This is a genomic window from Rhizobium sp. 10N414, from assembly GCF_056394785.1.
In genome coordinates, this window is record NZ_JBFTIN010000004.1 from 164872 (window position 1) to 189618 (window position 24747).

Sequence of the window (24747 nt, forward strand, 5' to 3'; positions counted from 1 at the left end):
AGTATGAAGAACAAGCGGATCTTGATCACCGGTGGCGCCGGTCTCATCGGCTCGCATATTGCCGATCTCGTCGCTCGCGAGGACCCCGAGGAAATCGTGGTCCTGGACAATTTCGTCCGAGGCAGGCGTGACAACCTTGTTGACGCCATCGATCGGGCTCCGGTCACGATTGTCGAGGGAGACATCAGGGATCGCGCACTTCTCAAGGACGTCAGTCAAGGCATCGACGTCGTCTTCCACCAGGCCGCCATTCGCATCACGCAATGCGCCGAGGAGCCACGGCTTGCCTTTGATGTTCTGGCAGGCGGAACGTTCGACGTTCTCGAAGCGGCCGTGCAGGCTGGGGTTTCCAAAGTTGTGGCTGCGTCCTCCGCCTCGGTCCTGGGGCTGGCCGATACGTTCCCGACCACCGAGGAACATCACCCTTACAACAATCGGACCATTTACGGTGCTGCCAAAGCCTTTAACGAAGGCCTGTTGCGCAGCTTTGCGGAGATGTACGGCCTGCGTTACGTCGCGCTTCGCTACTTCAACGTCTACGGTCCACGCATGGATGTCTATGGCGCCTACACTGAAGTCCTTATCCGCTGGATGGAGCGCATTGCCAGCGGCCTGCCGCCGATCATTCTCGGCGATGGCACGCAAACGATGGATTTCGTGCATGTGCACGACATCGCACGGGCCAACCTGCTTGCAGCAGAATCCGATGTCACCGATGAGGTTTTCAACGTCGCAAGCGGTAGCGAGACGAGCCTCCGCGAACTTGCGGCCCTCCTGACCAAGGTCATGGGCTCTTCGCTGGAACCGCAATTCGGCCCGGCCCGTAAAGTCAACGCTGTGCCGCGCCGTCTTGCCTCGACAGCCAAGGCAGAGAAGCTTCTAGGCTTCAGCGCAAAGGTGACAATGGAAGAAGGCCTGCGTGATCTCGTAGAGTGGTGGCGCCAGGAAAAGCGCCTGAATGCAGGAGAGGCAGCATGAGCCAGATCCCGGTTGCCAAGCCTGTTCTCGACGAGCAGGAGGTCGAGGCGGTTCGTCGCGTCATTCTGTCCGGCTGGGTCACCCAAGGCCCAGAGGTGGCTGCGTTCGAGGAAGAGTTCGCCGATTTTGTCGGTGCCAAGCACGCATGTGCCGTATCCAATTGCACGACTGCGCTCCACCTCGCCTTGAAGGCGGTCGGCGTAGAAGCTGGCGATGAAGTCATCACGGTTAGCCACACGTTCATCGCAACCGCAAATGCGATCCGCTACTGTGGGGCCGTGCCTGTTTTCGTCGATATCGAGAAAGATGGCTACAACATCGATCCCGACCTGATCGAAGCGGCCGTCACGCCCCGAACGAAGGCCATCATTTGCGTCCATCAGCTTGGAATGCCCTGCGACCTGCGCCGCGTCGTTGCGATCGCCGCCCGCCATTCCATCCCGGTGATCGAGGATGCCGCTTGCGCAACAGGCAGTGAAATTCTCTGGAAGGGTCGATGGGAAAAGATCGGCAAGCCTCATGGCGATATCGCCTGCTTCTCCTTTCACCCGCGCAAGGTGGTGACGACCGGCGACGGCGGTATGCTGACAACGGCCAACCCGGAATACGATCGAAAGTTCCGCTTGTGGCGGCAACACGGCATGAGTGTGACGGATGCAGTACGCCACGGCTCGAAGCAGGTCATTTTCGAATCCTATCCCGAGTTGGGTTATAATTATCGCATGACAGACATGCAGGCGGCGGTTGGGCGTGAGCAGCTGAAGCGACTGCCGGCAATCATCGCGCGGCGGCGTGAGATTGCGAGCCGCTATGCCGAAGCGCTCTCCTCAACAAACGAAGTCACGCCACCGATCGAGCCGCCGTGGGCCCGCAGCAACTGGCAGAGTTTCTGTCTGCGGCTATCACAACATCTTGACCAGCACGGCATCATGCAAGACCTGCTTGATCAAGGCGTCTCGACGAGGCGGGGGATCATGAACATCCATCTCGAGGACGCCTATGCCGAACAGGGCTCGCATCGCGTCGCAACGGGGCTGTGCCAAAGTATCTTGGCGCAACAACACTCGATCATTCTTCCGCTTTTTGCACAGATGACCGAGAGCGATTTGACCGCCGTCGTTAACTCGGTGCAGGCGTGCGTTTCCGCCTCCGAATTGGCAATCGGGCAGGTCGGTTAATTTCCACCCGGAGCGTCCCTTCAGCAGCGGTCAGACTGCATTGCACTTGGGCGGACGACGAAAACCCGTGAATACTGGGCTTCAAGCGCAAACTTTGGGGGCGGAAGTGACAAGCAATTATGAGTTCAGTTGGCACCCCGGCATTGGCGACCCCACAATTGCGGGGTGGGTTACAGTTGCACTGTACTTACTTGCCAGCATCAGCTGTTGGATGACTGCGGGGTGCGTCCGACGGCAAAATTTGAACGACAAATCCGATGCCCGTATTTGGCGCTTTATCTCGGTGTTCTTTTTCATTCTAGGGATAAACAAGCAGCTGGACCTCCAATCTGGCATGACAGAGCTTGGCCGTATGGTCGCGTACTCGGAGGGCTGGTACGAACGACGCCAGGCTGTTCAGATTTATTTCGTCATTAGTGTTGCCGCAGCGTGCGTGGCCATTGTTCCGGCCTTCATCTACTGGATCAGGAAATCCCCCGTTCAGACGTGGATTGCATCAGTTGGCTCGACGTTTGTGCTCGGGTACGTGTTAATTCGCGCGGCATCTTTTCACCATCTCGACACCTTCTTTAGAAGCCGTTTCTTGGGCCTAAAATGGTACTGGATACTGGAGATGGCTGGGATCTCGATTGTACTGCTCGCTAGCGAGTGGCGAAGAGCAAAAGCCTTTCATCAAATGGGCGACCATGTGGCGAGTTAGGAATTCGGGTGCCCGCCACGGATGCGATCTGTCTCCCTAAGGTATGATCAGCAAGACCTTCAGCGAGAACCGGAGAGTTGGCGGGAGTTCTCCCGAACCAATTGGCGGCATGTGTAAGCCTTTCGTCCTCCTTCAATGGAAGAAAATGAGTGTTAGGCTGTTAGGCTGATTGACATCGCTATCGTCGGCCGTGAAGGCGACGGAACGGGAAAGGCCGAGAGGCGCGAATCCTGCAATGCCAGCAGGACGAAAATGACCGGCGCTTCGCAATTGAGGTATTGTGTATTGAAAAGCCGTTCGATTTGACATCGCCTCGTCGTCGCGAAGGGCTTCCTGCCAACCCGGAGGTTGCTATAGACGTCCGGACGTTTTCAAATGCCCCGTATATTCAGGAGCGGCCGGATCAGTCGCGGAAACGCTTGCGCTGGAAGCAACCCGGCAAGGGTCCTCAGTGAGTAGAGGCCGACCACCATCGTCATTGCCAGCCCGAGACCGGTTGCTTGCCAGAGCGGTAAAAAGTGGAAGGCGCCAAACACCAATCCCGATATCGGAAGATAGCCGATGATCAGTTTGCGATTAGCCAACGACCAGCGGAAATTGGTGAAGCGTCGCGCAACGCAATATATCAGGATGCTATGCCAAACGTAGAGACCGAAGAACGCAAAGCCTGCCCCAGCGGCGCCGAATTTAGGCACACACAGCCAGGCCAAACCGACATGAACGACGGTTGCGGCGACTTCTGACCAGAAGAAGATCGACTTGGCTCCCTTGGCAAGCACGATGAATCCAATCGGCCAGGCGACGATTCGCAGCATCATTCCAAGGCAGATCCAGCGCAAGACTTCAACGGCCCCCTGAAACTCCGAGGAATAAAAAAGCGCCATGACTGCGGGGGCCAAAGTAAGTGTAGCGATCAGACCAGGGCCTGCCAGCAGGATACTCACTTCTGTCTGTTCGTTGACCAATCGGTTGCTTTCTGCATTGTCCTCGGCAACGGCTGTGAGGCGCGGATAGAAGTCGGTGCCCATCGCCTGCAAGATGAAGCCGGCATAAAGCCCTCCGAGGGACCATGCTGCCTGATAAAGGCCGGCCGCATGCAGCCCGCTTTCCGACGAGACGATGAGGCGAATGGCGTAGGCGCTTCCCATCGTTAGAAAGCCACTCGCCATGAATACTATGCCAAGCTTGAAAAGCGCGGTCGTTTCCTGCAGTGCGCGTCGCGCGGAAAGCGCCACGCCTTCGATATCGATCCTGCGGCTGAACCACCACGAGGTTACGAAACTTGCGAAGGCCGCCGCCGCGAGGGCGATCGTGATCCCACGCGCGCCCAGGAAATAAATGATTGGTACTCCGATGGCCAAACTGAATAGCCCTCCGAGCACGCTCATCCATGCAAGACTGGAAATGTCTCGCATTCCCTGTATCAGCGCTCCTCTTCCGGCCGCTGCAACCTGGAAGAATACCGCAAGTGACAGGATCATTACATTAAAGCGATGCTGGTGATCTCCGAAGGTCAACTCAGCCACAGGGCCGGAAAATAGAAACAGCAGCGCGGCTCCAACCAAGCCCAGGACGATGGAAACGCGGCGCAGCACAGCGACAACCTCTGATATCCGTTTGGTGTCTTGTGAACTGACAGCTGCTATCTGACGAACGCCACTGGCATTGATGCCAAGACCCGCGACGGTCTGAGCTATATCTGCGATTGAGTTGTAGAGCGCCATCATGCCGATGCCTTCGGGTCCGAGAAGCACCGCCATAGCTTTGTTTCGGGCGATGGAGAACGCCACATTGATGACAGACGATCCGCCGATCAGCACGGTGGACTTGATAATCTGGTTGTAACTCTTGCCACCACCCCCGCTGGGCAATGACATGGGGGTCGGACCTGGAGAACCAGTCTTCATTGAGGTTGCTTCGACGTGATGGACACCGAGGTCATTGGCCGACGTCGCGTGTTATTGGTTCTGAGGCATCAGGTGATAGTGACCCAGACGATCGAGGCGCTGCGATAAGAGTGACCTTCAACACGTCTCCTGGCCTCAGTGACGTGGTCTCGGAAGCGGGCGTCTCGGTGCTCTTCCCACCACTATTGTGGACGACCGTATACTCAAGCTTTGGTTTCCCGGCAGGACTTAACGAGGTGTCCGATGAAAGGCTTTCCATGAGCACTTTCTGGACTGTGGCCTTCTTGACCTGCAAACTGCTCATGAGCGCGCGCTCCGTCTGCAGCGCAGAAGCAATTTCTGTCTGTCTTTTGTCCGCAAGCCCTTCAAGATCGCGGGTTGTTTGGCTGATGCTTTGACGGGCCCGCATTATCAGGACGGTAAGATCAAGGCGCTCGTTCTGGTAGCCTCTCATCGTGCGCTCGGCTTCTGCTTGTCGTGTTGCAACAAGCGCGCCGCGATCAACAAGAGCAATGGTGCTGTTGAGCTGCTGTTGTGCTGAGTTTATGTTTGCGTCCGTACTCTTCATCTTCTCCTCGAGCACGCCGATCTCGCTTGAGAGTAGATCGCGAAGCGCAGTCAATGATTTCGTCTGCCTTGAAAGCTCGTTTGCCCGCGCCGAGAATATGGCCTCTTCCTGGCGGTGGACGGCAACCGCAGCGGCATCGTGCTGTTCTTGCTTGGATTGGAACGTTGTTTGCCCGGCCATTTCTGATTCCAGGCGCTCAATCTTTGCTGCAGTGCGCATTATCGAGTCATCGATCTCCTTTGCATCGCCGACCAATTTGATCACCGCTTCTGGACTTTCGGTCGCATCCTGAGATCGCATCTGGCCGCCGCCCAGCGCCAAGGCTTGTAGAACTGTCATGCCAGAACGGAATTCATATTCGCCAGGATTCTTAACGTCGCCCACGACATAGATCGGTGGATATTTCACGATCTCGACGCTAGCAGCCGGTTCATCGACCAGTCCGATCTTTGCCTTCAACTCCTTGGCGATGGTAGATGCCAGGGCAGCTTCGTCCTTGTTTTCAACGGAGATCGCGCCAAGCAGTGGGACAATGATCGTCCCCTGGTCCGAGACCGTATAGTCTCCTCCGACGGCAGCCCATTGCTCGTAGCTTCCCTTCGTTGGCATCCACTGGACAAGGGTCAGCCGGATCTTCGTATTGGGGAAAATCGGGGAGGCGAGGGCTGCACTGACATTCAGGGCAATCAACGAAGCACTCGCAGTTGCAACAAGCCGTGGAAAAGTCCGCGGAAACCGGCCGAAACCTGTGTGCAACATCATGTAACGCTCCAACAAGATTTCATGACATCTCAAGTTCAATCAGGAGTTCTGCAGCGCAGTGTGGAGCGCCGATGAATTTATTCTTTCATCCTACGCTACGAGGAGCAATATGCGGTAAGTAATCAATTTTAGTTAGTCCTTGTATCGATTAAAATGATCGACGTTTTGAAATTCACAAAGGATGATCTCACGAAACGATGTATGTTACCCAAATGGACTAGAGCGCCCGGCCGCTGTACCCACTATCGATCAACTACCGCGCCTCTCAAGTCTGATGGGATAATACATGGTAATGCCCCGCTCTGGTTTTCAAGTTCGGATATGTTGGCAATGGGTGAAATTGACTTCCCGTTTTACATTTCAATTCTTCGACGGAGATTGCCGTATATACTGCTTTGTGTAACGACGACCACGATCCTTGCGCTTATCGTTGCGATACTCCAGCCGCGAATTTATCAGTCTTCAGCAAAGATCCTGGTCGAAGCGCCGCAGATCCCCGTCAACCTCGTCCGGTCCACCGTCCAGACCAGTTCCGTTGGCCAGCTGCAGATAATCCAGCAGCAGCTTACGACGCGGGATAATCTTGTCAGGCTCGCAGCCAAGCTCAACATCTATGCCGGTGAGAAGGAACAGCCGACGGCCGAGAATCTTGTGAAGAACATGCGGTCCCGCATCATATTTGAGGAAACGGAGTTGAGCGGCGGCGATGGTGCATCGGTATTCGCAATCGGGTTCGAAGCCAAGTCTGCGGCCCTCGCGGCGCAGGTCGCCAATGAGCTTGCGACATCGATCCTGAACAGCAATCAGAAGCAAAGAACAGACAGGGCGGGAAATACGCTGGAGTTTTTTGATGACGAGGTGAAGAGACTGGATGGCGACCTCGCTCGTATCGAAGCGAACCTCGTGAAATTCAAGAACGAAAACAGGGACACGCTACCAGAAAGCCTGGAGTTTCGTCGCACCCAGCAGAGCACTCTTCAAGAGCGCCTCATATCGCTTGAGCGTGAGGAATCGGACCTGCGGACAAGACGGAGCCTTCTGGTTGAGACATATATGGTGACCGGTAAGTATCCAACGGGAGAACCGCTGACTGCAGAGCAACAAATGCTCCTCGATCTCAACAAGGCCCTCGCCGATCAGCTCACGGTCTTCTCCGAGACAAGCCCCAACATCGTCGCATTGCGGGGACGCATTGCCGCACTGCGGGGAAAGGTGGTTCCCAAGAAACAAGAAGGTACTGAGACTAAGGCGCAGTCCGGCCTCGATCTTCAACTGTCCGATGTGGACAGGCGAATAGATGCGATCGAAAAGGAACGCGAGCAGATAACCGAGAAGATTGCTTCTCTCACGCAATCGATAAGCGCCACACCGGCAACCGACATCCGGTTGAACGCCCTTGAACGAACGCTCTCGAACACGCAAACCCAGTACAACACCGCGATCGCCAAACGTGCGGAAGCCTCGCTGGGTCAGCAAATGGAGGCCCGGTCAGACGGTGGTCGGTTCTCCCTATTGGAAGGGGCTACAGAACCGCAACAGCCGTTGCGATCGAAGCGTCGTCTTATCGTCATCGGAGGCGTCCTTGCGGGCCTTGCCTTGAGTTTCGCTATTATTGTCTTGCTTGAAATACTGAACAAAACGATCCGCCGCCCCGCCGAATTGATCCAGATGCTCCAGGCGCAACCGCTAGCGGTGATCCCATTCATCGATACCCCCTATGAGCAACGAACGCCCCCATTAAAAAGGAGGCTCAATAGCGTCAAGCGCATGCTGAGCTACCGGTGAAGGACGTGCTGTCTTCGAACCGTTGGCTAATGAAGTGTACTCGAATAGCGTCAGGCGTCGCAGTGATTGAGGATTTGTAATGGAATTTGTTGGCAGATCGTCACGTAGCAGAGGGATTGTCGAGATGGGCGATCGCAGTCCGGCATTGCCGGAACCGCTGGAGATTGTGAGAGGAGCGTGGGCAGGGCTTCCCCCGCTTGTCATCGATCACGATGCAGCGGCCAACAATCGCATTATCACTTTGAACCGGTCGTCGCCGGCTCACGCCGCCTTTGACATGATGCGGACGAAACTGCTCCGTCTCCTCAGGGAGAATAACTGGACTTCGGTCGCCATCACGTCTGCCACACCGGCGTGCGGCAAGACGTGCATTGCGCTCAACCTTGCATTCAGCCTCGCCAATCAAAGTGATTGTCGAACTGTCCTCGTCGATCTTGATTTGCGGCGGCCGCAGATAGGCAAGTCCCTTGCCATCAAAAATCCAGGCTCGATCGAGAGCTTTCTGAAGGGCGATGCCGGCCTACGCGAGACGTTCTTCCGATACGGCGACAACCTGGCACTTGCGCCAAATCGACAGCCGGTCCAGTTTCCGGCGGAGCTTCTTCAAAGCGCCGTGGCAGCCCACTCAATACAAGACATGCGCCAGGAAATTGAACCAGACGTGGTTCTGTATGATTTGCCACCTATGCTGTCGACCGATGATGTGCTTGCGTTCCTGCCGAATGTCGACGGTGTCATCCTCGTTGCCGCTTCAGATCAAAGCACGATCAGTGAGGTGGACATTTGCGAGCAGACCCTGCGCGAGAAAACGAACGTCCTAGGCGTCGTCCTGAACAAGAGCCAGTATAGTCACGAACAGTATGGCTATTAGCAAAGAGGTTCTGGATAGTCCCGCCTCATCTCGTTGCTGGAGACCGCCTCGCCTCAACCGCCCTGTAATTTGAAAGGCGGCTCGGCCAGTCCGTTTGCTGCAAGCTCGTTGAGCCTTGAGGCAATTTCATCGGTTCCCCGCCCTTCAGCATAATGCATCAGACCACCGCGCCAGCGCGGAAAGCCATATCCATGGATTTCCACAAGGTCGATGTCCTCAGCTCTTAACGCCACCTTCTCGTCGAGGATCTTTGTGGCCTCGTTGACCATCGGCAGGACGATGCAGTCGATGATGCTGGCTTCATCCCACGCTCTCTGCGGCGTTTCCCGGGCTTCCCCGGCAATAATGTCGGCGACGATTTCCGAGTGTCTGGGCGTGCGATCGCCCTTCGCGTAGTCGTACCAGCCGCCACCGCTTTTCTGGCCAAAGCGTTCCAGAGCACAAAGCCGTTCGGCGATCGGCGCGAAGGGCGTCTCGCCGCGGGCACGCGCCGCCTTGCGTTGGAAAGCGGCAATATCAAGGCCGCCGAGGTCCTGGGCCTCGAAGGGGCCCATGGGCAGCCCGAAGCTGCGCATCGCTGCATCGACCGCCTGTGGTGTCGCACCCGCCAGCAACAGCCGTTCGGCCTGCGCGCGCGTAACTTTCAGGATCCGGTTGCCGATAAAGCCATCGCAGATGCCGGCGCGCACAGGAATCTTGTTCAGTATCCGGGCAAGTGCAAAGCCCGTTGCAAGGGTTGCGGGCGCGGTATGAGCGGTCGGTACGATCTCCAGCAGCTTCATGACATGTGCCGGACTGAAGAAGTGCAACCCGAGGAAGCGCTCCGGGTGCCTGATGCCTGCCGCGATCTGCTCGGGATCGAGGTAGGACGTATTCGTGGCAAGCACCGCATCGGCGCGACAAACCGTCGAAAGCCTGCTGAAGACCTCGCGCTTCACGTCGAGATCCTCAAACACTGCTTCGATGACCAGGTCGGTTGCAGAAAGCTGGCTGTAGTCAGTCGTGCCTGTTACGCCACCCAGGCGCTCGGCCGCAACGTCTGGACTGATCTTGCCGCGCTTGAGCGAGCCTTCGAAGATCGAACGCAGGTTGGAAAGGCCGCGTTCAATGGCAGCCTCGTCGCGCTCCACCAGCGTCACCGGCAGACCCGCATCGCGAAGGGCGGCCGCAATACCTGCGCCCATCGTGCCGCCGCCGATGACGGCGGCAGAACGGATCTTTCGGGGCTCGACCCCTGAAAGTTCAGGTGGCCTGGGCGCTGCCCGTTCTGCGAAGAAGACGTGGCGCAAGGCTGCAGCCTGGGGTGAGCCGCGCAATTCGAGAAATGTCTGCCGCTCGAATGCCATCGCAGTGTCGAAATCGGCCTCCGCCGCCTTCCTCACGCAGGCGAGCGCACGAAGCGGTGCGTCCTCGCGCCTGGCGCGGGTGGCGACCGCCTTTGAGGTCGTTTCCCAGAACGTCGCGTCGACGGCCGGCACGCCGCGCTGGCGCAGTGGAAGTGGCAGGGACTGATCCACGGCAGAACGGGCAAAGTCGACCGCCCCCTTTTCCAGATCACCCTCGACAATGGCATCGATCAGCCCCTGAGACCGCGCCTTCGGCGCTGCCACGGGCGTACCTGTCGTAATCATCTCGGTTGCAAGCGCCGGTCCGATCAGCCGTGGCAGACGCACGGTACCCCCGGCACCCGGAACAATGCCGAGGCGGACTTCGGGCAACCCGACGCTTGCCGACGGCACGGCTATGCGAAAGCGGCAGCCGAGCGCCACTTCGAAGCCGCCACCGAGCGCGCTGCCATGAATCGCAGCAACCCAAGGCTTGGCTGCCGTCTCGATACGAGCGACGAGGTCGGGAAGGTGAGGGGGCATCGGCGGCTTGCCGAATTCGTTGACATCGGCGCCGGCAATGAACGTCCGTCCGTCGCAGATCAGCACCACTGCGCGTACCGAAGGGTCGGCGTCCAGCGTCTCGGCCGCATTCCACAGGTCCTGCCGTACTGCCTGCGACAAGGCGTTCACGGGCGGGTTGTCGATGGTGACGACGGCAATGTCGCCGTTGCGTTCGATGGTTACGGTCATAATGTCAAATTCCCAGATAGGCTTCGCGAATTCGTTCGTCGGCAATCAGGTCCTGAGCTGGTCCCGACATTGTAATACGGCCGGTCTCCATCACATAGCCGCGGTCGGCAATCGACAGTGCGCCAAAGGCGTTCTGTTCGACGAGCAGCACAGTGACGTTGAGCGCACGCAGGCCCTTCACCACCTCGAAGATCTGGGCGACGAGGATCGGCGCCAGTCCCATGCTTGGCTCGTCGAGCAGCAGGCAGGAGGGGCGGGCCATCAGGGCACGCGCAATCGCAAGCATCTGCTGCTGACCGCCGGACAGGCCCCCGGCCGCCAGATTGCGTTTTTCGCGCAGCACCGGGAACATGACGAATGCCTCCTCCATGTCCCGTTCGACCTTGTCGTCGGAGAAAAGGAAGGCGCCGAGGCGCAGATTTTCCTCGACGGAGAGATTCGTGAAGATCTGCCGTCCCTCGGGCGATTGCGCGAGGCCGCGCGCCGGGCGGCGATAGGCTGGAACACTGTTCAGGCTCTCGCCGCGAAACACAATGGAACCTGACGACACCGGCTGTATGCCGGAAAGGCAACGCAGAAGCGTCGTCTTGCCAGCGCCGTTCGCACCCACAACAGTGACGATTTCGCCGGAGCCGACCTCAAGATCAATGCCGTGCAGGACCTCGATGCGGCCATAGCGAGAGCGCAATCCTTCAACCGTCAACATCAGCCGCCTCCACCGCTTGCGCGCCAAGATAGGCTTCGATGACCCGCGGGTTGCGGGCGACCGCTGCCGGTTCTCCTTCTGCAATCTTCTCGCCGTGATCGAGCACCACGATATGGTTCGAAATGCGCATCACCATCTTCATGTCGTGCTCCACAAGCAGAATGGAAACGCCCTCAGCCGCGACCTCGGCGATCAGGTGATCGATCTCATCCGTTTCCACGGCGTTGCAACCGGCCGCCGGCTCGTCGAGAAGCAGCACGCGTGGTTGCAAGGCAAGCGCGCGGGCGATCTCCAGCCGTTTCAGCGCTCCGTAGGACAGGGAGCCCGCGGTTCTCTCGGCTGCCTGGGCAAGGCCAACACGCTTAAGCAGTTCGCGGGCTCCGGCTTCCGAGGCCTGGCTTCTCAGGCGCGAGCCCGGGAGCCCGAGGAGATCGGCGAGAATTGATCCCCGTTCGTGCAGATGATGACCGACGGTGACATTCTCCAGCACCGTCATCGTCTGGAATATCTGCAGGTTCTGGAACGTGCGGGAGAGACCGCGTTCGGCGAGAAGATGCGGCCCGAGGCCAGTGACATCCTCCCCTGCGAGCAGGATTCGTCCGCGGCAAGGCAGGTAGACGCCCGAAATCATGTTGAAGAGGGTCGTCTTGCCGGCGCCGTTCGGTCCGATCACCGAGACGATTTCGCCCGCCTTCAGGGAAAAGCTCACATCATTGACGGCACGCAGGCCGCCAAAGTCGATCCCGAGGCCTTCGACTTGAAGCAGGCTCATTCTCCCCTCCCTCTGATCAGGCGCGCAAGGCTCGGAAGCAGGCCGTCGCGCATGAAGATCATCACGAGCATCATGATGAGGCCGAGCACGAGCTGCTCATATTCCTGAAAGACGGTCAGGACCTGAGGCAGCGTCGTCAGGATGGCGGCCCCGAGGATCGCCCCGACGACAGACCCCGCACCACCGAGAACCGCCATGGTGACCAACTCGATCGAATGCATGTAGCCGGCAACATCCGGGGTGATGAACTTGTTCTGCAGCGCCAGCAGGGAACCGGCAACCGACGCGTAGACTGCGGAGATCACGAAGGCCCTCAGCTTGTATTTGGCGACATCGACGCCGACGGTGCGGGCAGCGACCTCCGAGCCATGAAGGGCGCGCAGCGCACGCCCGGTCGGGCTGTGAAAGAGGTTGAGTGCGAGCCAGGCGCCGATCAGCATGATGAAACCGGTAAAGGCATACCAGAAGACCGGGTTCGACATGTCGAGACCGAGTGACTTCAGGAGCGGCCGCAATCCGAGGTCGGCAACGGCAATGCCGTCAGGACCACCGGTCAATCCCGCTTCATTGGCAAGCACCATGGCAACCAGGGCTCCAAGTCCGAGACTTGCGACGGCCAGGTAGTATCCCTTCAGCCGCAGGATAGGCCGTCCGACCAGCCAGGCAACAAGCGCGGAGAGCACGGCGCCAAGGATGACGGCGAGGGCTGGATGCAGACCGATGTGAAGAGGCGCAAGCGCACAGCTGTAGCCGCCGATCCCGACGAAGCCGGCATGGCCGAGGCTGATCTGGCCGGCATATCCGGTGAGGATGACAAGACCCGTCACCGCAAGTCCGTTGACGAAGATCAGCGAGCCGACGCGGAAATAGTAGGAGGAGGGAAACAGGAATGGCAGGGCGACGACGACGAGCGTCAGCACAAGCAGCGTGGTGGTTTTCGAGGAGAGCTTCATCGTCATACCCGATCCGTGACTTTGCGGCCGAAGATGCCCTGCGGCATGGCGAAGAGGACGGCAAGGATCACGATGAAGGCAGCCGCGTCCTTGTATTGTGAGCTTATGTAGCCGGCGGTCATTGCCTCGAGGACGCCGAGAAGCAGGCCGCCGACGAGTGCTCCCTTGGGGTTGCCCATGCCGCCCAGCATGGCGGCGGCAAAGCCCTTGAGTGCCAGCGAGATGCCGACATCGTAGCTGGTCAGGGTGATCGGCGTGACGAGCACACCTGCCAAGGCGCCGATCGCGGCCGAAAGCGCGAAGCTCAGCGTCATGATGTAGCGCGTGTTGATGCCGACCAGTTGCGCGGCGATGCGGTTATTGGCTGTCGCCAGCACCGCGCGGCCGGTCAGCGTCTTGGTGAAGAACAGCCAGAGGCCAATGAAGACCATGAGCGCGCCGGCAACGACCCACAGGCTCTGCGGCAGGATCGTCGCGCCGCCGATTGCGATCGGCGTATCACCCGAAAAGGCGGGGAAGCGATGCAATTGCTTGTCGAAGGCGATCTGCGTCAGGCCGCGGATGAAGATCGAGGCGCCAATCGTGATGATGATCAGGGACACCACGGGGGCACCGCGCGCGGGCTCGATGGCAAGCTTGTTGAGCGCGACCCCGATCGCTGCCGTCACGAGGATGGCAAGGATCGCCGCCAGCGGCAGTGGAATGCCCGCCTGATAGGAAAAGACGGTGATCATGCCGCCGAGCATGACGAATTCGCCCTGGGCGAAGTTCACGACATCGGATGCGTTGTAGATGATGGTGAAGCCGAGGGCCACCAGTGCGTAGACCGCACCGACCGTCACCCCGGACAGCAGAAATTGCATGAACTCGGCCATTGCTGCCTCCCTTTGCACCGCGCCTGATCGGGAGCGTCACACGCTCCCGAAAGCACGGTTCAGCACTTAGTCGACGATCTTCCAGCTACCGTCACGGATCTCCAGCATGCGGAAGGCCGTGAGATCGAGGCCGAGGTGATCGTCGGCAGTCATGGTGACGGTTCCGGTCGTTCCGACGAGGCCCTTCGTCTGCTCAATGGCTTCGCGAATGGCTGCGGGATCGGCTTTGCCCGCACGGTTGATCGCGTCGACGAGGATGCGCAGCGCGTCATGCGCATAGCCACCGAAGGTCGATACCGGCTTGCCCGTCGCTGTTTCGAAGCTCTTCTTGTAGGCGGCAACGACCGCGCGCTGCGGATCGTTTTCCGGCAGGAGGTCGGCCACCAGCAGGGCGGTACCCGGCAGGCGAATGCCTTCGGCCGCACTCGCGCCAGCCAGATCGATGAAGCCGTTGGAGGCGACACCATGCGACTGATAAAGCGGCAGACCGACGGCGAGCTGTGCGTAGTTGCGGGTGACAATTGCCGGACCCTGGCCGAAGCCCGGGTTGAGGATTGCCTGCACGCCTGACGTGTTCTTGATGTTGGTGAGCTGCGGGGTCATGTCCGCATCGCTCGGCCCATAGGTTTCGTCTGCAACGACCTCAATGCCATAGTCGCCAACGATGGCCAGGCACTGCTTGTGCATGGAGGCGCCGAAGCCGTCGGACCCGGAGATCATGCCGATCTTCGTGAAGCCCTTCTTCTTCATGTCGTCGAAGATCTTTGCGCAGGCCATACGATCGGTATGCGGCGTCTTGAAGGTATAGGGCTTTACCGGGTCGACGATTTCGATGGCGCCAGCAAGCGAAATGAAGGGGATCTCGGCATCTTCGGCAACCGGGATGATTGCCATCGAGGTGCCGGTGGTGGTGCCGCCAATGACCGCGGTGACTTCGTCGTCCTCGACCAGACGCGTTGCGAAGGTGCGTGCCTTGTTCGGATCGCCGCCATCGTCGTAGATGACGAGCTCGAGCTTCTCACCGAGAACGCCGCCGGCCGCATTGATCTCGTCGACCAAGAGCTTCAGCGTCTTGGCTTCAGGGTCGCCAAGGAACGAGGCGGGTCCTGTTTCCGAGACAGTCGCTCCGATGCGGATGTCGGCAAGGGCTTCCCCGGCAAAGCCAAGCCCAAGCGCAAGCGCAAGCGTACCCGCGAGCGCGGTGGTCATCGCAAATTTCATGTCAGTCTCCTCCCAAGAGAACAAAGGTTAGGTCAAAGTCGTCACGCCGCCTTCGGACGGCGCCACATGACGGTGCGGAAGCGGTTGGCCACGAAGGCCGCGTCTGTCAGGCTGGCATTGCCGGCCGGGTTGGCGCCCGTGACGTGGAAATCACTGAACGCAGCACTCTGATTGACGAAGATGCCGCCGGTCAGATTGATCGAGAGATTGACGCCCGCCCTGGCGAAGGCGTCGATAGCAGCGTCGATGCGGCTGTTGTCGGTGTCATAAAGTGCTGCGGTGATCGCACCCTTGCGACGGGCGAGGCTTGATGCCTTTTCAATGCCCCCGGCAACATCCGCAACGGCGACAATGAAGGCGATCGGACCGAAGCGCTCTTCCTCATGCGCATCCGTCTTGTCGGCATCGACGGCAAGGACGAGGGGCGTTGCCGTGCGCGCATCGCCTGTCGTGAGCGAGGCAGAATCGCGGACCAGGGTTCCGAGGCTGCGGGCGGTCTCAATGCGCGATAGAGTAGCCGGATTGGCAATCGCGCCACAGACTCCTGCGGCCCGTGCCGGATCGGCAAGAAGGTCGTCGATGGCAACGGCAATTCCCTTTGCCACGTCGTCGAAGCTCTTATGGCCCTCATCGGTCTTAATGCCGCTCCTTGGAACGAAGATGTTCTGCGGGGCGGTGCACATCTGGCCGCTATAGAGCGAGAGAGAAAAGGCGATATTGGCGCACATGCCGGCAAAGTCATCGGTGCCGGCGACGACAATCGAATTGACACCAGCCTCTTCGGTGTAGACCTGAGCGTCTCCGGCATGCTTGCGCACCCAATCGCCGAAGCTGTTCGAGCCGGTGTAGTCGATGAGCTGCACCGCATTGTCCAAAACGAGATCGCGGGTGATTTCGGCGCCCGGCGCATCGGCCGCAAGAAGTGCGATATTGGCGTCAAATCCCTCTTCGGCAAGCGCCTGGCGAATGACCGAAACCGTGATCGCCAATGGCAGGATTGCGCCCGGATGCGGCTTGACGATGACGGTGTTGCCGGTCGCGAGGCTGGCAAACAGGCCTGGATAGCTGTTCCAGGTCGGAAATGTCTGGCAACCGATCACCAGCGAGATCCCGCGCGGCACGATCCGCCAGTGTTTTTCCAGAACGATCGGCTCGGCCTTGCCCTGCGGTTTGGTCCAGATGGCCTGAGCCGGCGTGCGGGTCATCTCTGCGAAGGCGTAGGCAACGGCTTCGAGGCCGCGGTCCTGCGCATGCGGTCCGCCAGCCTGGAATGCCATGGCAAAGGCCTGTCCCGTCGTGTGCATGACGGCGTTAGCGATTTCGAAGCTGATGCGATTGAGGCGGGCCAGAACTTCGAGGCAGATGCCGATGCGGGTCTTGACCGCCGCATCCGCCCATGCGGGTGCCGCAGCCTGCGAGGCGGCGATCAGCGTGTCTGCATCTGCAGCCGGATAGGTGATGCCGAGCGTCGGGCCGAATGGGGAAACTTCCGCGCCGAACTTCGCCGTCTCGGGATGGCCAGGCAAGGCAAAAGGCTTGTCGAGCCGGGCATTGTAGGATGCCAGGCCATCGTCCTTGGCGGTTTCGCCATAGATCTTGCCGCTTGGGATTTCAGGATAGGCCGACCAATAACCGCGTTCCTGCGCAGCCTTCAGGGCTGCGGCAAGGGTTGGCTGGTGGCGGTCGAAAAGGGCATCCATTCACATGTTCCTCTCATGCTGTGGATTTATAATTGACCGGCCGGTCGGTTTATGCAAGAGTTTTTTCATGAACCGCCCGATCCTGGCGGAACTGGAGGAAACATGTCCGAATCCGACACCGTCCAATCGGCATTTGCCGATGGCGTCCTTACGTTGACGCTCAACCGTCCAGACAAGCTCAACGCCTTCAATGAAGAAATGCACCTGGCGCTCAGGGCAGGCTTCGAACGTGCGCATCACGATGCATCCGTTCGGGCTGTGCTTCTGACCGGCGCCGGTCGCGGCTTCTGCGCGGGGCAGGACCTCGGCGACCGCGATCCGCGCAAGGGTGGGGCGGCCCCGGACCTCGGACGCACGATCGAGCTTTTCTACAACCCGCTGATCCGGCTGATCAGGACACTGGAAAAGCCGGTCGTCTGTGCCGTCAACGGCGTTGCCGCGGGTGCAGGCGCCAATATCGCGCTTGCATGCGATATCACTCTGGCGGCGCGCTCGGCGCGTTTCATTCAGGCCTTTGCCAAGATCGGCCTCGTACCCGATTCCGGCGGCACCTGGAGCCTGCCGCGCCTGCTTGGCGAAGCGCGCGCCAAGGCGCTGGCACTGACCGCCGAGCCGCTCGACGCGGAAACGGCGGCAAGCTGGGGGCTGATCTGGAAGGCGGTCGACGATGCGGCACTCCTCGATGAAGCCAGGACCCTTGCCACCAAACTCGCTTCCGGACCGACAAAGGGTCTCGGCATGACCAAGCGCGCGATCCAGGCAGCGGCAACCAATTCGCTCGATGAGCAGCTTGAGCTTGAACGTGATCTGCAGCGCGAAGCTGGACGCAGTGCCGACTATGCCGAGGGCGTCGCCGCCTTCCTGGAAAAGCGCAAGCCGGAGTTCAAGGGACAATGACCGACAGGATCATTCTCACGGCCCAGGAGCTTGCGAACGCCTGCGCAGACGCCATGTGGCGCGACGACAATGCCTCCCGTCACCTTGGCATGGCGATGGATCGTGTGGCACCCGGCATGGCGGTCATTTCGATGGTCATAAAACCGGAGATGACCAACGGCCATGGAACCTGCCACGGCGGATACATCTTCACGCTGGCCGATTCCGCCTTCGCCTTTGCCTGCAATACCTACAATCAGCGGGCCGTCGCGCAGCATTGCTCGGTTACCTACATCGCACCGGCCTTTGCCGGTGACCGCTTGACGGCAACCGCGCGGGAGGTTTCACGGCGCGGGCGTGGCGGCATCTACGATATCAACGTGACCAATCAGAACGGCGAGCACATTGCCGAGTTCCGTGGCCATTCGCGCACCGTCAAGGGCACCCTTTTGCCGGAAGAGGCGTAAAGCCGCCGGTCATTCATCTCGGAGGAGAGACAGACATGGAAGACCTTTCACCCCGCCCTGGCGACCTCGACGCGATAGAAACAGCATCGCGTGACGAGATCGCCGCACTTCAGCTTGCCAGGATGAAGTGGTCACTGAGCCATTCCTATGAGAATTCGCCCTTCTACCGTGCGCGTTTCGACGAAGCGGGCGTCCATCCCTCGGATCTGAAGTCGCTGGCTGATCTCGCAAAGTTCCCCTTCACGACCAAGAAGGATCTTCGCGATACCTATCCCTTTGGCATGTTTGCCGTGCCGCGCGAGAAGCTGACGCGCATCCATGGATCTTCGGGCACCACAGGCAAGCCGACGGTCGTCGGCTATACGCAGAAGGACATCGACGTCTGGGCAGATATGGTGGCGCGCTCGATCCGTGCTGCCGGTGGCCGGCCTGGAGACATGGTCCACGTCGCCTACGGCTACGGTCTCTTCACGGGTGGCCTTGGCGCCCACTACGGCGCCGAACGGCTTGGCTGTACCGTCGTGCCGATGTCGGGCGGCATGACAGAACGTCAGGTCACGTTGATACAGGATTTCCGGCCGCGCATCATCATGGTGACGCCATCCTATATGCTTTCGATCCTCGACGAGTTCCACAGACAGGGCATCGACCCGCGCGAGAGCTCGCTGGCGGTCGGCATCTTCGGCGCCGAGCCCTGGACGAACGCGATGCGGCAGGAAATCGAGCAGTCGTTCGACATGCACGCGGTCGATATCTATGGCCTCTCCGAAGTCATGGGTCCCGGCGTTGCCAGTGAGTGCGTCGAGACCAAGGACGGGCTGCACATCTGGGAAGACCATTTCTATCCTGAAATCATCGACCCGGCGACGGGCGAGGTCCTTCCCGATGGCGAAATGGGCGAGCTCGTCTTCACGACTTTGACCAAGGAAGGCCTGCCGATCATCCGCTACCGCACGCGCGACCTGACACGGCTGCTGCCCGGCACGGCCCGCTCCATGCGGCGTATTGAGAAGATTACCGGCCGCTCCGACGACATGATGATCCTTCGCGGCGTCAACGTCTTCCCGACCCAGATCGAGGAGCAGATTCTGAAGTGTCAGGGGCTTGCTCCGCACTTCCAGATCGAGCTCAGCCGCGCCGGTCGCATGGATCAGATGACGGTTCATGTCGAGTGCACGCCTGAGGCTGCGGACGAAATTGCACGCGCCTCCTCGGCAAAATCCCTTGCCCACTACATCAAGAGCGTCGTTGGTGTTACCACGAAGATCGAGATTCGCGACCCTGGTGGAGTCGCACGATCCGAGGGCAAGGCAAAGCGGGTCGTCGACAACAGGCCAAAGGAATAAGGCTACTGCTTCCCGGCGTGACGATCATTCCGGGAAGCTGAAATTCACGAGCCCTTCGGCTCATCGCGTGGGGGCGCGGAGGACAAACAGGAACGCAGGATAATATGGCACGAACGCGCGCGATCGATTTTGAAGAGAAACAACGCAGCCTCTTGAGCAGCGCCGCTGCCGTCTTTGCGGAAATGGGAATGGAGAAAGCCTCCATGGCCCACATTGCCTCGCGCAGCAACGTTTCCAAAGCCCTCCTCTATCACTATTACCCGAGCAAGGATGCGTTGATTTTCGATATCATTCGCAACCATCTCGAGGAACTGGAAGCTGCCGTTGCTGCCGCAGACGAACCCAGTGTGACGCCTCAGGAGCGACTTCGGCTGCTGGTCCGGCAAGTCCTGGAGAATTATCGCGATGCGGACAACGAGCACAAGGTGCAGCTGAACGGCACGAGTGCGCTGTCGCAAGAACAGCTGGACGAGTTGCGCGCCATCGAGCGCCGGATCGTCAAGCGCTTCTCCAATACCATCATCGAGATCAACCCCGACCTCAACGCCAGCAAGCCTCTGCTGATGCCAGTGACGATGTCGCTCTTCGGCATGATGAACTGGGTCTACATGTGGTTTCGCCCAGGCGGCCAGGTCAGCCGTGACGAGTATGCAGATATCGCCACGACCCTGATCCTCGAGGGCGTCAAGGCGGTCCGCTAGGGCCCGCGGCGTTTCGCCTATTGCGCTTCGATCGCGCATAAGGCCCCTTGAGATGATCATGACCGGCGGGCCGAGCCTGAAGCTTGATCATTTCGGTTTGGGAGCAATGAGATTGCCGAACTCCATCGGAAAGGGGAACAGGATCGTCGAGCTCTTCTCGCTTGCGATGACGTTCAAGGTGTTCAGATAGCGCAGCTGCATGGCCTCTGGCTGCCTGGCAAGCACTTGGGCCGCTTCGAGGAGCTTTGCCGCCGCCTGCTGTTCACCCTCGGCATTGATGACTTTTGCGCGGCGCTCGCGCTCGGCTTCCGCCTGGCGGGCAATCGCGCGGATCATCGATTCGTTGATGTCGACATGCTTGATCTCGACAGTGGCGACTTTGATGCCCCAGGCATCCGTCTGGGCGTCAAGGATTTCCTGAATGTCCAGGTTGAGCCGGTCACGTTCCGCCAGCATCTCGTCGAGATCATGCTTGCCCAGGACCGAGCGCAATGTCGTCTGGGCAAGCTGGCTTGTCGCCATCATGAAGTCCTCGACCTGTATCGTCGACTTTCCGGGATCAATGACCCTGAAGTAGATCACCGCGCTGACACGGACCGAGACATTGTCATGAGAAATGACGTCCTGGCTCGGCACATCGAGTACTCGCGTGCGCAAGTCGACCCGGATCATTTGCTGGACGTAGGGGATCAGGAGTATCAGGCCGGGTCCCTTGACGCCTGTGAAGCGGCCAAGCGTGAAAACGACGCCGCGTTCGTATTCCCGCAGGATCTTGATCGCCGATGCAATGATCACGAGCAAGATAAGGATCGCCACAAGATAAAAGGCAAGATCTGCAAACATAGCCATGACGTTCTCCTGCTCTCTTCAGGCCGCTAGCTCTTGTCGGGGCGTCTCTCGACCTCGAGCGTCAGACCGTTGCGGGCGATTACCTCGACAGCGTCCCCGGCGGCGAGCACCTCGGTGGAAATCGCCTTCCAGCGCTCGCCATGCGTGATGACGTAGCCTGTAGGCCCGGCCCAACTCTCGACCTGGCCCGAAATACCGATCATCTGCTCAGAGCCCGTCGCGACTTTGCGCCACCGCGAGGCAAATGCCAGGCGTGCAACGAGCAGGCTGAAAACGAGGCTGGCAAGAGCGATTGCGCCAAGTAACGGGCGCGAAACCTGAAGGCCCGGCATATCCGTATCAAACAGAATGGTTGCGCCGAGGATCATGGCTACCCCGCCGCCGATGCCCAGAGCGCCGAAGCTTGGCGAATGCATCTCGGCCACCGTCAATCCGACGCCGAGGATGATGAGCCCAATGCCGGCAAAACTCACCGGAAGCAATGCCAGGGCATAGAGACCAAGAAGGAGTGAGATGCCGCCGATCGTTCCGGGAAACATCGTCCCAGGCGCAAGAAACTCGAAGATGAGGCCATAGATACCAACCATCATCAGGATGATTGCGATGTTTGGATCGGTAATCACCGAAAGCAGGCGTGTTCGCCAGTCCGGCTCGAATTCCTGCACCGCCAAACCGGCGGTATCAATTCGCATGTCTGTCTGACCGACCCGCACCACGCGCGCCTGTGTCTGCGCAAGGAGATCTTTGACATCCACCGCCGTGAAATCAATGACATGTTCGCGCACCGCAGCGGTCGATGAAAGGCTCGCGCCTTCCCGCACGGCCCGCTCTGCCCAGTCGGCGTTGCGATTGCGCAGTTCCGCAAGCCCGCGAATATACGCCACCGCGTCGTTGATGATCTTCTTTTCGCTGGCACTGGCTGGAGGCTCGACTTGCTTGTCATTTTGCTTGTTCGGTTCTTTCCCGGGGTTTGCATCGCCGCCAAAAGGGTTCACCCCGAGCGCGATCGGTGTCGCTGCTCCGAGGTTCGTGCCTGGCGCCATCGCCGCAATGTGGCTTGCATAGAGAATATAGGTACCCGCGCTGGCAGCCCTTGCGCCGCTCGGTGCGACGAAGCCGGCGACTGGGACGGGCGAGGCAAGGATGGCACGAATGATGTCCCGCATGGACGTGTCGAGGCCACCGGGCGTGTCCATCTCAAGGATAATCAGGCTGGCATGTCCGCCGGCACGCTGAAGGCCCCGTATGACATAATCTGCCGTTGCAGGTCCGATGGCGCCGTTCACCTTGAGGACGACCGCAGCGCGATTGGATTGCGCCGACGCCGCCAGCGTGAAGATGCCTGGAGCTAAGAGCAGCAAGAACAACGAGATCAGGATTGGCGGCACCCACCGCCAACGCTTCAAGCTCAGCGCTACCACTTGCGGAACGCTCATGATTTTCCAGTATATCCCAGAAATCACAAAGAGCCAGAAATCACAAAGAGAAAGAAAAGCGTCGCAGTCCGGGGCGAACAGCTTGAATGTCTTCGAGGGTATCGAGGATCGTTTTGCTCTCGATTTTCAAGGGTATCCGGATGTGAAAAACTTCCCGATCGGGGTGATTTTTATGCCGTCGGACACACGCTTCCCGATCGGTAAGGATTGCGTTGATCTAACGGAAATCTTCCTGTACGGTAAGCCACCTCAGGAGATGCTCGATGTTCAGGTCCGCACGCGATTTCGGCGCCGCCATCCGGGAAAATCGGAAGGCGCTTGGCTGGACACAGACCGAGCTTGCCGCCCGGTCCGGCACCGGCGAGCGCTTCATCGTCGAGCTCGAATCCGGCAAGCCAAGCTGCCAGCTTGAAAAGTCCTTGATCGTGGCGCGCACTGTCGGCATCGAGATCGGCGATCTCAGGACGGCCCAAGCCGCCCCGGCCTCGCCTGACGATGACCTGGACTTCCTGCCGACCTTCGGTGACGGTCGATGACGACGATCTTCTACGAAGCCCTCCCCGTCGCCCACCTGACCTTCGATGGCGAGTGGCGACTGGACTATGACCCGAGCTGGGAAGCGCGCCGCTCGGCCTTCCCAGTGTCGCTGACCATGTCGCTCCGTTCAGGCCCAGTCGGTGCTGAACGGCTCCTGCCCTGGCTTGCAAATCTGCTCCCGGAAACGCACCTCGCCGAAATCGGCCAGCGGCTGAAGGTCTCGCCCCAGGACATCGTTGGTCTGCTCGGCCACATCGGGCGGGACACTGCGGGTGCATTGTCGATTGGTGCGCCCCGTAAGCCGGGCATTCATCTGCAGCCCGTGCCGGATGCGACGGCACTGGAGCGCATCCTGGACGAGCTTCCGGCAAGACCCTTCCTGGTTGGAGAACGTGGCGTCTCCATGTCTCTTGCGGGCGTGCAAGAGAAGCTACCGGTCTTCGTGGATGAGGGTGGCGCCATCTCTATTCCGATCGATGGGACACCCTCAACCCATATTCTGAAGCCGGGTTCAAAACGGCTTGCGGGCAGTGTCGAGAACGAAGCCTTCTGCCTTACCCTCGCGCGCGCCTGTGGACTGGGGGCCGCCGAAGCAACGACCGGTGTCGCGGGTAACCGGCGCTATCTGCTTGTGAAGCGCTATGACCGCTTCACCGATCCGCAAGGCGAGACTCGTCGACTGCATCAGGAGGATCTTTGCCAGCTAACGGGCAACTTCCCATCGCAGAAATATGAGCGCTCCTCCACCGGACGCGGCGTGACCCTGAAAATGATGTTCGACACCGCCAGCGATCTGGTTTCGCCTGCCGAGCGCCTGACGCTGCTCGATGCAGTCATATTCAACGTGCTGATTTGCAATTCGGATTCCCATGCCAAGAACTATTCCATCCTGATCGGTGCTGGCGGGTCAGCGAAGATGGCGCCGCTCTATGACCTGATGTGCGCGGCTGTGTACCGCCAGGTTGACCAAAGTTTGCCGCAGGGGATCGCCGGCCGGTTCAACGCTCCGGACCTACGGCGAGCGGATTGGCAGGCCCTGGCAGACGAGGTTGGATTAAGCGGTGCATCGACGTTGAGGCGCGTTGTGGAACTTGCCGAGCGTGTCAGCGCCGCGTGCGACGACGTAGCGCCGCAAGTCGAGGCTCTGGCTGGCGATCCGGTGAGAGTCCTCGAGAAGATTATCAATTCCGTCCGAAAGCGGTGTCGGCGAATACGGGTCCAATGTCGCGGATAGCCAGTAAACCACGGAGGGCGGAAATTATTTCCGCTTCTCTTGCAAATATTGCGCTCACACAACTGCCGATTCTTCCGTAAATGAGACGGTACGGTCGCTGTTGCGGCAAGAGACTGTAATCGGGCCGTCAGCCGACTATCACTATCAAAGGATAGGTCCAGGAGGGAAACCAAGGACTATCCCGGCACTCTCGTCTTGGACTTCGTGGTGCGCTGGGGTAACGTCCGCGCGACACAAATCATCAAAG

22 protein-coding genes are annotated in these 24747 nt (G+C 59.5%); 11 read left to right on the forward strand and 11 right to left on the reverse strand.

Features of this window, described 5'->3' with window-relative positions:
* Positions 1 to 3 precede the first annotated feature (3 nt).
* From AC1DE4_RS06895 to AC1DE4_RS06905, 3 genes are all read left to right on the forward strand, one after another.
* Positions 4 to 978, forward strand: coding sequence for an NAD-dependent epimerase/dehydratase family protein (locus tag AC1DE4_RS06895; RefSeq protein ID WP_477880708.1), 975 nt, complete (start codon positions 4 to 6; stop codon positions 976 to 978).
* The gene (locus AC1DE4_RS06900; RefSeq protein ID WP_477880710.1) at positions 975 to 2156 is read left to right on the forward strand and encodes a DegT/DnrJ/EryC1/StrS family aminotransferase; all 1182 of its coding nucleotides are present in this window, start codon (positions 975 to 977) and stop codon (positions 2154 to 2156) included. Before AC1DE4_RS06895 ends, AC1DE4_RS06900 begins: the two co-directional genes overlap by 4 nt.
* 67 nt (positions 2157 to 2223) lie before the next feature.
* Complete coding sequence (locus tag AC1DE4_RS06905; protein ID WP_477880712.1) at positions 2224 to 2856, forward strand: hypothetical protein; 633 nt, start codon at positions 2224 to 2226, stop codon at positions 2854 to 2856.
* 371 nt (positions 2857 to 3227) lie between these two features.
* On the opposite strand, the gene AC1DE4_RS06910 is transcribed toward AC1DE4_RS06905, so the two are convergent.
* Together AC1DE4_RS06910 and AC1DE4_RS06915 are read right to left on the reverse strand one after the other, a co-directional pair.
* Positions 3228 to 4733 carry an O-antigen translocase gene (locus AC1DE4_RS06910; protein WP_477880714.1) on the reverse strand — a complete coding sequence of 502 codons (1506 nt, stop codon included), beginning with the start codon at positions 4731 to 4733 and terminating at the stop codon, positions 3228 to 3230.
* Between the two features lie 61 nt (positions 4734 to 4794).
* The gene (locus AC1DE4_RS06915) at positions 4795 to 6093 is read right to left on the reverse strand and encodes a polysaccharide biosynthesis/export family protein (RefSeq protein WP_477880716.1); all 1299 of its coding nucleotides are present in this window, start codon (positions 6091 to 6093) and stop codon (positions 4795 to 4797) included.
* A 330-nt stretch (positions 6094 to 6423) separates the two neighbouring features.
* Between AC1DE4_RS06915 and AC1DE4_RS06920 the strand changes: the two genes are divergently transcribed.
* Positions 6424 to 7878 carry a GumC family protein gene (locus AC1DE4_RS06920; protein WP_477880718.1) on the forward strand — a complete coding sequence of 485 codons (1455 nt, stop codon included), beginning with the start codon at positions 6424 to 6426 and terminating at the stop codon, positions 7876 to 7878.
* Positions 7879 to 8002: 124 nt separating this feature from the next.
* Positions 8003 to 8749 (forward strand): CpsD/CapB family tyrosine-protein kinase, encoded by a 747-nt coding sequence (locus AC1DE4_RS06925; protein ID WP_477880720.1) that lies wholly within the window; start codon positions 8003 to 8005, stop codon positions 8747 to 8749.
* 53 nt (positions 8750 to 8802) lie between these two features.
* Here the strand turns inward: AC1DE4_RS06925 and AC1DE4_RS06930 are convergent, their stop codons facing one another.
* From AC1DE4_RS06930 to paaN, 7 genes are all read right to left on the reverse strand, one after another.
* On the reverse strand, positions 8803 to 10827 hold the full coding sequence (locus AC1DE4_RS06930) for a 3-hydroxyacyl-CoA dehydrogenase NAD-binding domain-containing protein (RefSeq protein ID WP_477880722.1): 2025 nt from the start codon (positions 10825 to 10827) through the stop codon (positions 8803 to 8805).
* Positions 10828 to 10831: 4 nt separating this feature from the next.
* Positions 10832 to 11533 carry an ABC transporter ATP-binding protein gene (locus AC1DE4_RS06935; RefSeq protein ID WP_169683635.1) on the reverse strand — a complete coding sequence of 234 codons (702 nt, stop codon included), beginning with the start codon at positions 11531 to 11533 and terminating at the stop codon, positions 10832 to 10834.
* Positions 11520 to 12305, reverse strand: coding sequence for an ABC transporter ATP-binding protein (locus AC1DE4_RS06940; RefSeq protein WP_477880724.1), 786 nt, complete (start codon positions 12303 to 12305; stop codon positions 11520 to 11522). Before AC1DE4_RS06940 ends, AC1DE4_RS06935 begins: the two co-directional genes overlap by 14 nt.
* Positions 12302 to 13258 carry a branched-chain amino acid ABC transporter permease gene (locus AC1DE4_RS06945; protein WP_477880781.1) on the reverse strand — a complete coding sequence of 319 codons (957 nt, stop codon included), beginning with the start codon at positions 13256 to 13258 and terminating at the stop codon, positions 12302 to 12304. Before AC1DE4_RS06945 ends, AC1DE4_RS06940 begins: the two co-directional genes overlap by 4 nt.
* Positions 13259 to 13260: 2 nt before the next feature.
* Positions 13261 to 14133, reverse strand: coding sequence for a branched-chain amino acid ABC transporter permease (locus tag AC1DE4_RS06950; protein ID WP_018856760.1), 873 nt, complete (start codon positions 14131 to 14133; stop codon positions 13261 to 13263).
* Between the two features lie 66 nt (positions 14134 to 14199).
* Positions 14200 to 15354, reverse strand: coding sequence for an ABC transporter substrate-binding protein (locus tag AC1DE4_RS06955; protein WP_477880726.1), 1155 nt, complete (start codon positions 15352 to 15354; stop codon positions 14200 to 14202).
* A 41-nt stretch (positions 15355 to 15395) separates the two neighbouring features.
* Positions 15396 to 17054: a phenylacetic acid degradation protein PaaN gene (paaN, locus tag AC1DE4_RS06960; RefSeq protein ID WP_477880728.1), complete on the reverse strand. Its 1659-nt coding sequence runs from the start codon at positions 17052 to 17054 to the stop codon at positions 15396 to 15398.
* Between the two features lie 102 nt (positions 17055 to 17156).
* Between paaN and paaG the strand changes: the two genes are divergently transcribed.
* The 4 genes from paaG (at position 17157) to AC1DE4_RS06980 (ending at position 20444) form a co-directional block, all read left to right on the forward strand.
* Positions 17157 to 17951 (forward strand): 2-(1,2-epoxy-1,2-dihydrophenyl)acetyl-CoA isomerase PaaG, encoded by a 795-nt coding sequence (paaG, locus tag AC1DE4_RS06965; protein ID WP_477880730.1) that lies wholly within the window; start codon positions 17157 to 17159, stop codon positions 17949 to 17951.
* Complete coding sequence (paaI, locus tag AC1DE4_RS06970) at positions 17948 to 18397, forward strand: hydroxyphenylacetyl-CoA thioesterase PaaI (protein ID WP_477880732.1); 450 nt, start codon at positions 17948 to 17950, stop codon at positions 18395 to 18397. Before paaG ends, paaI begins: the two co-directional genes overlap by 4 nt.
* 35 nt (positions 18398 to 18432) lie before the next feature.
* Entirely contained in the window at positions 18433 to 19743 is a 1311-nt protein-coding gene (paaK, locus tag AC1DE4_RS06975; RefSeq protein WP_025660532.1) for a phenylacetate--CoA ligase PaaK, read from the forward strand.
* Positions 19744 to 19847: 104 nt separating this feature from the next.
* Positions 19848 to 20444 (forward strand): TetR/AcrR family transcriptional regulator, encoded by a 597-nt coding sequence (locus AC1DE4_RS06980; protein ID WP_025660533.1) that lies wholly within the window; start codon positions 19848 to 19850, stop codon positions 20442 to 20444.
* Positions 20445 to 20531: 87 nt separating this feature from the next.
* On the opposite strand, the gene AC1DE4_RS06985 is transcribed toward AC1DE4_RS06980, so the two are convergent.
* On the reverse strand, positions 20532 to 21293 hold the full coding sequence (locus tag AC1DE4_RS06985; protein WP_477880734.1) for a slipin family protein: 762 nt from the start codon (positions 21291 to 21293) through the stop codon (positions 20532 to 20534).
* A 26-nt stretch (positions 21294 to 21319) separates the two neighbouring features.
* A complete protein-coding gene (locus tag AC1DE4_RS06990; protein ID WP_477880736.1) occupies positions 21320 to 22729 on the reverse strand; it encodes an NfeD family protein in 1410 nt (469 codons plus the stop codon).
* Positions 22730 to 22992: 263 nt separating this feature from the next.
* Here AC1DE4_RS06990 and AC1DE4_RS06995 point away from each other — a divergent pair, with 263 nt between their 5' ends.
* Positions 22993 to 23265 carry a helix-turn-helix transcriptional regulator gene (locus AC1DE4_RS06995; protein ID WP_018856771.1) on the forward strand — a complete coding sequence of 91 codons (273 nt, stop codon included), beginning with the start codon at positions 22993 to 22995 and terminating at the stop codon, positions 23263 to 23265.
* Positions 23262 to 24500, forward strand: a complete 1239-nt coding sequence (locus AC1DE4_RS07000; protein WP_477880738.1) for a HipA domain-containing protein — start codon at positions 23262 to 23264, stop codon at positions 24498 to 24500. Before AC1DE4_RS06995 ends, AC1DE4_RS07000 begins: the two co-directional genes overlap by 4 nt.
* Positions 24501 to 24747 lie beyond the last annotated feature (247 nt).

What these genes read in the sequence shown, in the direction of transcription:
- AC1DE4_RS06895 (WP_477880708.1), top strand. Translation starts at nt 4, where the DNA reads ATGAAGAACAAGCGGATCTTGATCACCGGTGGCGCCGGTCTCATCGGC.
- AC1DE4_RS06910 (WP_477880714.1), bottom strand. Translation starts at nt 4,733, where the DNA reads ATGTCATTGCCCAGCGGGGGTGGTGGCAAGAGTTACAACCAGATTATC.
- AC1DE4_RS06990 (WP_477880736.1), bottom strand. Translation starts at nt 22,729, where the DNA reads ATGAGCGTTCCGCAAGTGGTAGCGCTGAGCTTGAAGCGTTGGCGGTGG.
- paaN (WP_477880728.1), bottom strand. Translation starts at nt 17,054, where the DNA reads ATGGATGCCCTTTTCGACCGCCACCAGCCAACCCTTGCCGCAGCCCTG.
- AC1DE4_RS06945 (WP_477880781.1), bottom strand. Translation starts at nt 13,258, where the DNA reads ATGAAGCTCTCCTCGAAAACCACCACGCTGCTTGTGCTGACGCTCGTC.
- AC1DE4_RS06920 (WP_477880718.1), top strand. Translation starts at nt 6,424, where the DNA reads ATGGGTGAAATTGACTTCCCGTTTTACATTTCAATTCTTCGACGGAGA.
- AC1DE4_RS06940 (WP_477880724.1), bottom strand. Translation starts at nt 12,305, where the DNA reads ATGAGCCTGCTTCAAGTCGAAGGCCTCGGGATCGACTTTGGCGGCCTG.
- AC1DE4_RS06950 (WP_018856760.1), bottom strand. Translation starts at nt 14,133, where the DNA reads ATGGCCGAGTTCATGCAATTTCTGCTGTCCGGGGTGACGGTCGGTGCG.
- AC1DE4_RS06900 (WP_477880710.1), top strand. Translation starts at nt 975, where the DNA reads ATGAGCCAGATCCCGGTTGCCAAGCCTGTTCTCGACGAGCAGGAGGTC.
- paaK (WP_025660532.1), top strand. Translation starts at nt 18,433, where the DNA reads ATGGAAGACCTTTCACCCCGCCCTGGCGACCTCGACGCGATAGAAACA.
- AC1DE4_RS06995 (WP_018856771.1), top strand. Translation starts at nt 22,993, where the DNA reads ATGTTCAGGTCCGCACGCGATTTCGGCGCCGCCATCCGGGAAAATCGG.
- AC1DE4_RS06985 (WP_477880734.1), bottom strand. Translation starts at nt 21,293, where the DNA reads ATGGCTATGTTTGCAGATCTTGCCTTTTATCTTGTGGCGATCCTTATC.
- AC1DE4_RS06935 (WP_169683635.1), bottom strand. Translation starts at nt 11,533, where the DNA reads ATGTTGACGGTTGAAGGATTGCGCTCTCGCTATGGCCGCATCGAGGTC.
- AC1DE4_RS06930 (WP_477880722.1), bottom strand. Translation starts at nt 10,827, where the DNA reads ATGACCGTAACCATCGAACGCAACGGCGACATTGCCGTCGTCACCATC.
- AC1DE4_RS06915 (WP_477880716.1), bottom strand. Translation starts at nt 6,093, where the DNA reads ATGATGTTGCACACAGGTTTCGGCCGGTTTCCGCGGACTTTTCCACGG.
- AC1DE4_RS06955 (WP_477880726.1), bottom strand. Translation starts at nt 15,354, where the DNA reads ATGAAATTTGCGATGACCACCGCGCTCGCGGGTACGCTTGCGCTTGCG.
- AC1DE4_RS06925 (WP_477880720.1), top strand. Translation starts at nt 8,003, where the DNA reads ATGGGCGATCGCAGTCCGGCATTGCCGGAACCGCTGGAGATTGTGAGA.
- paaG (WP_477880730.1), top strand. Translation starts at nt 17,157, where the DNA reads ATGTCCGAATCCGACACCGTCCAATCGGCATTTGCCGATGGCGTCCTT.
- AC1DE4_RS07000 (WP_477880738.1), top strand. Translation starts at nt 23,262, where the DNA reads ATGACGACGATCTTCTACGAAGCCCTCCCCGTCGCCCACCTGACCTTC.
- AC1DE4_RS06980 (WP_025660533.1), top strand. Translation starts at nt 19,848, where the DNA reads ATGGCACGAACGCGCGCGATCGATTTTGAAGAGAAACAACGCAGCCTC.
- paaI (WP_477880732.1), top strand. Translation starts at nt 17,948, where the DNA reads ATGACCGACAGGATCATTCTCACGGCCCAGGAGCTTGCGAACGCCTGC.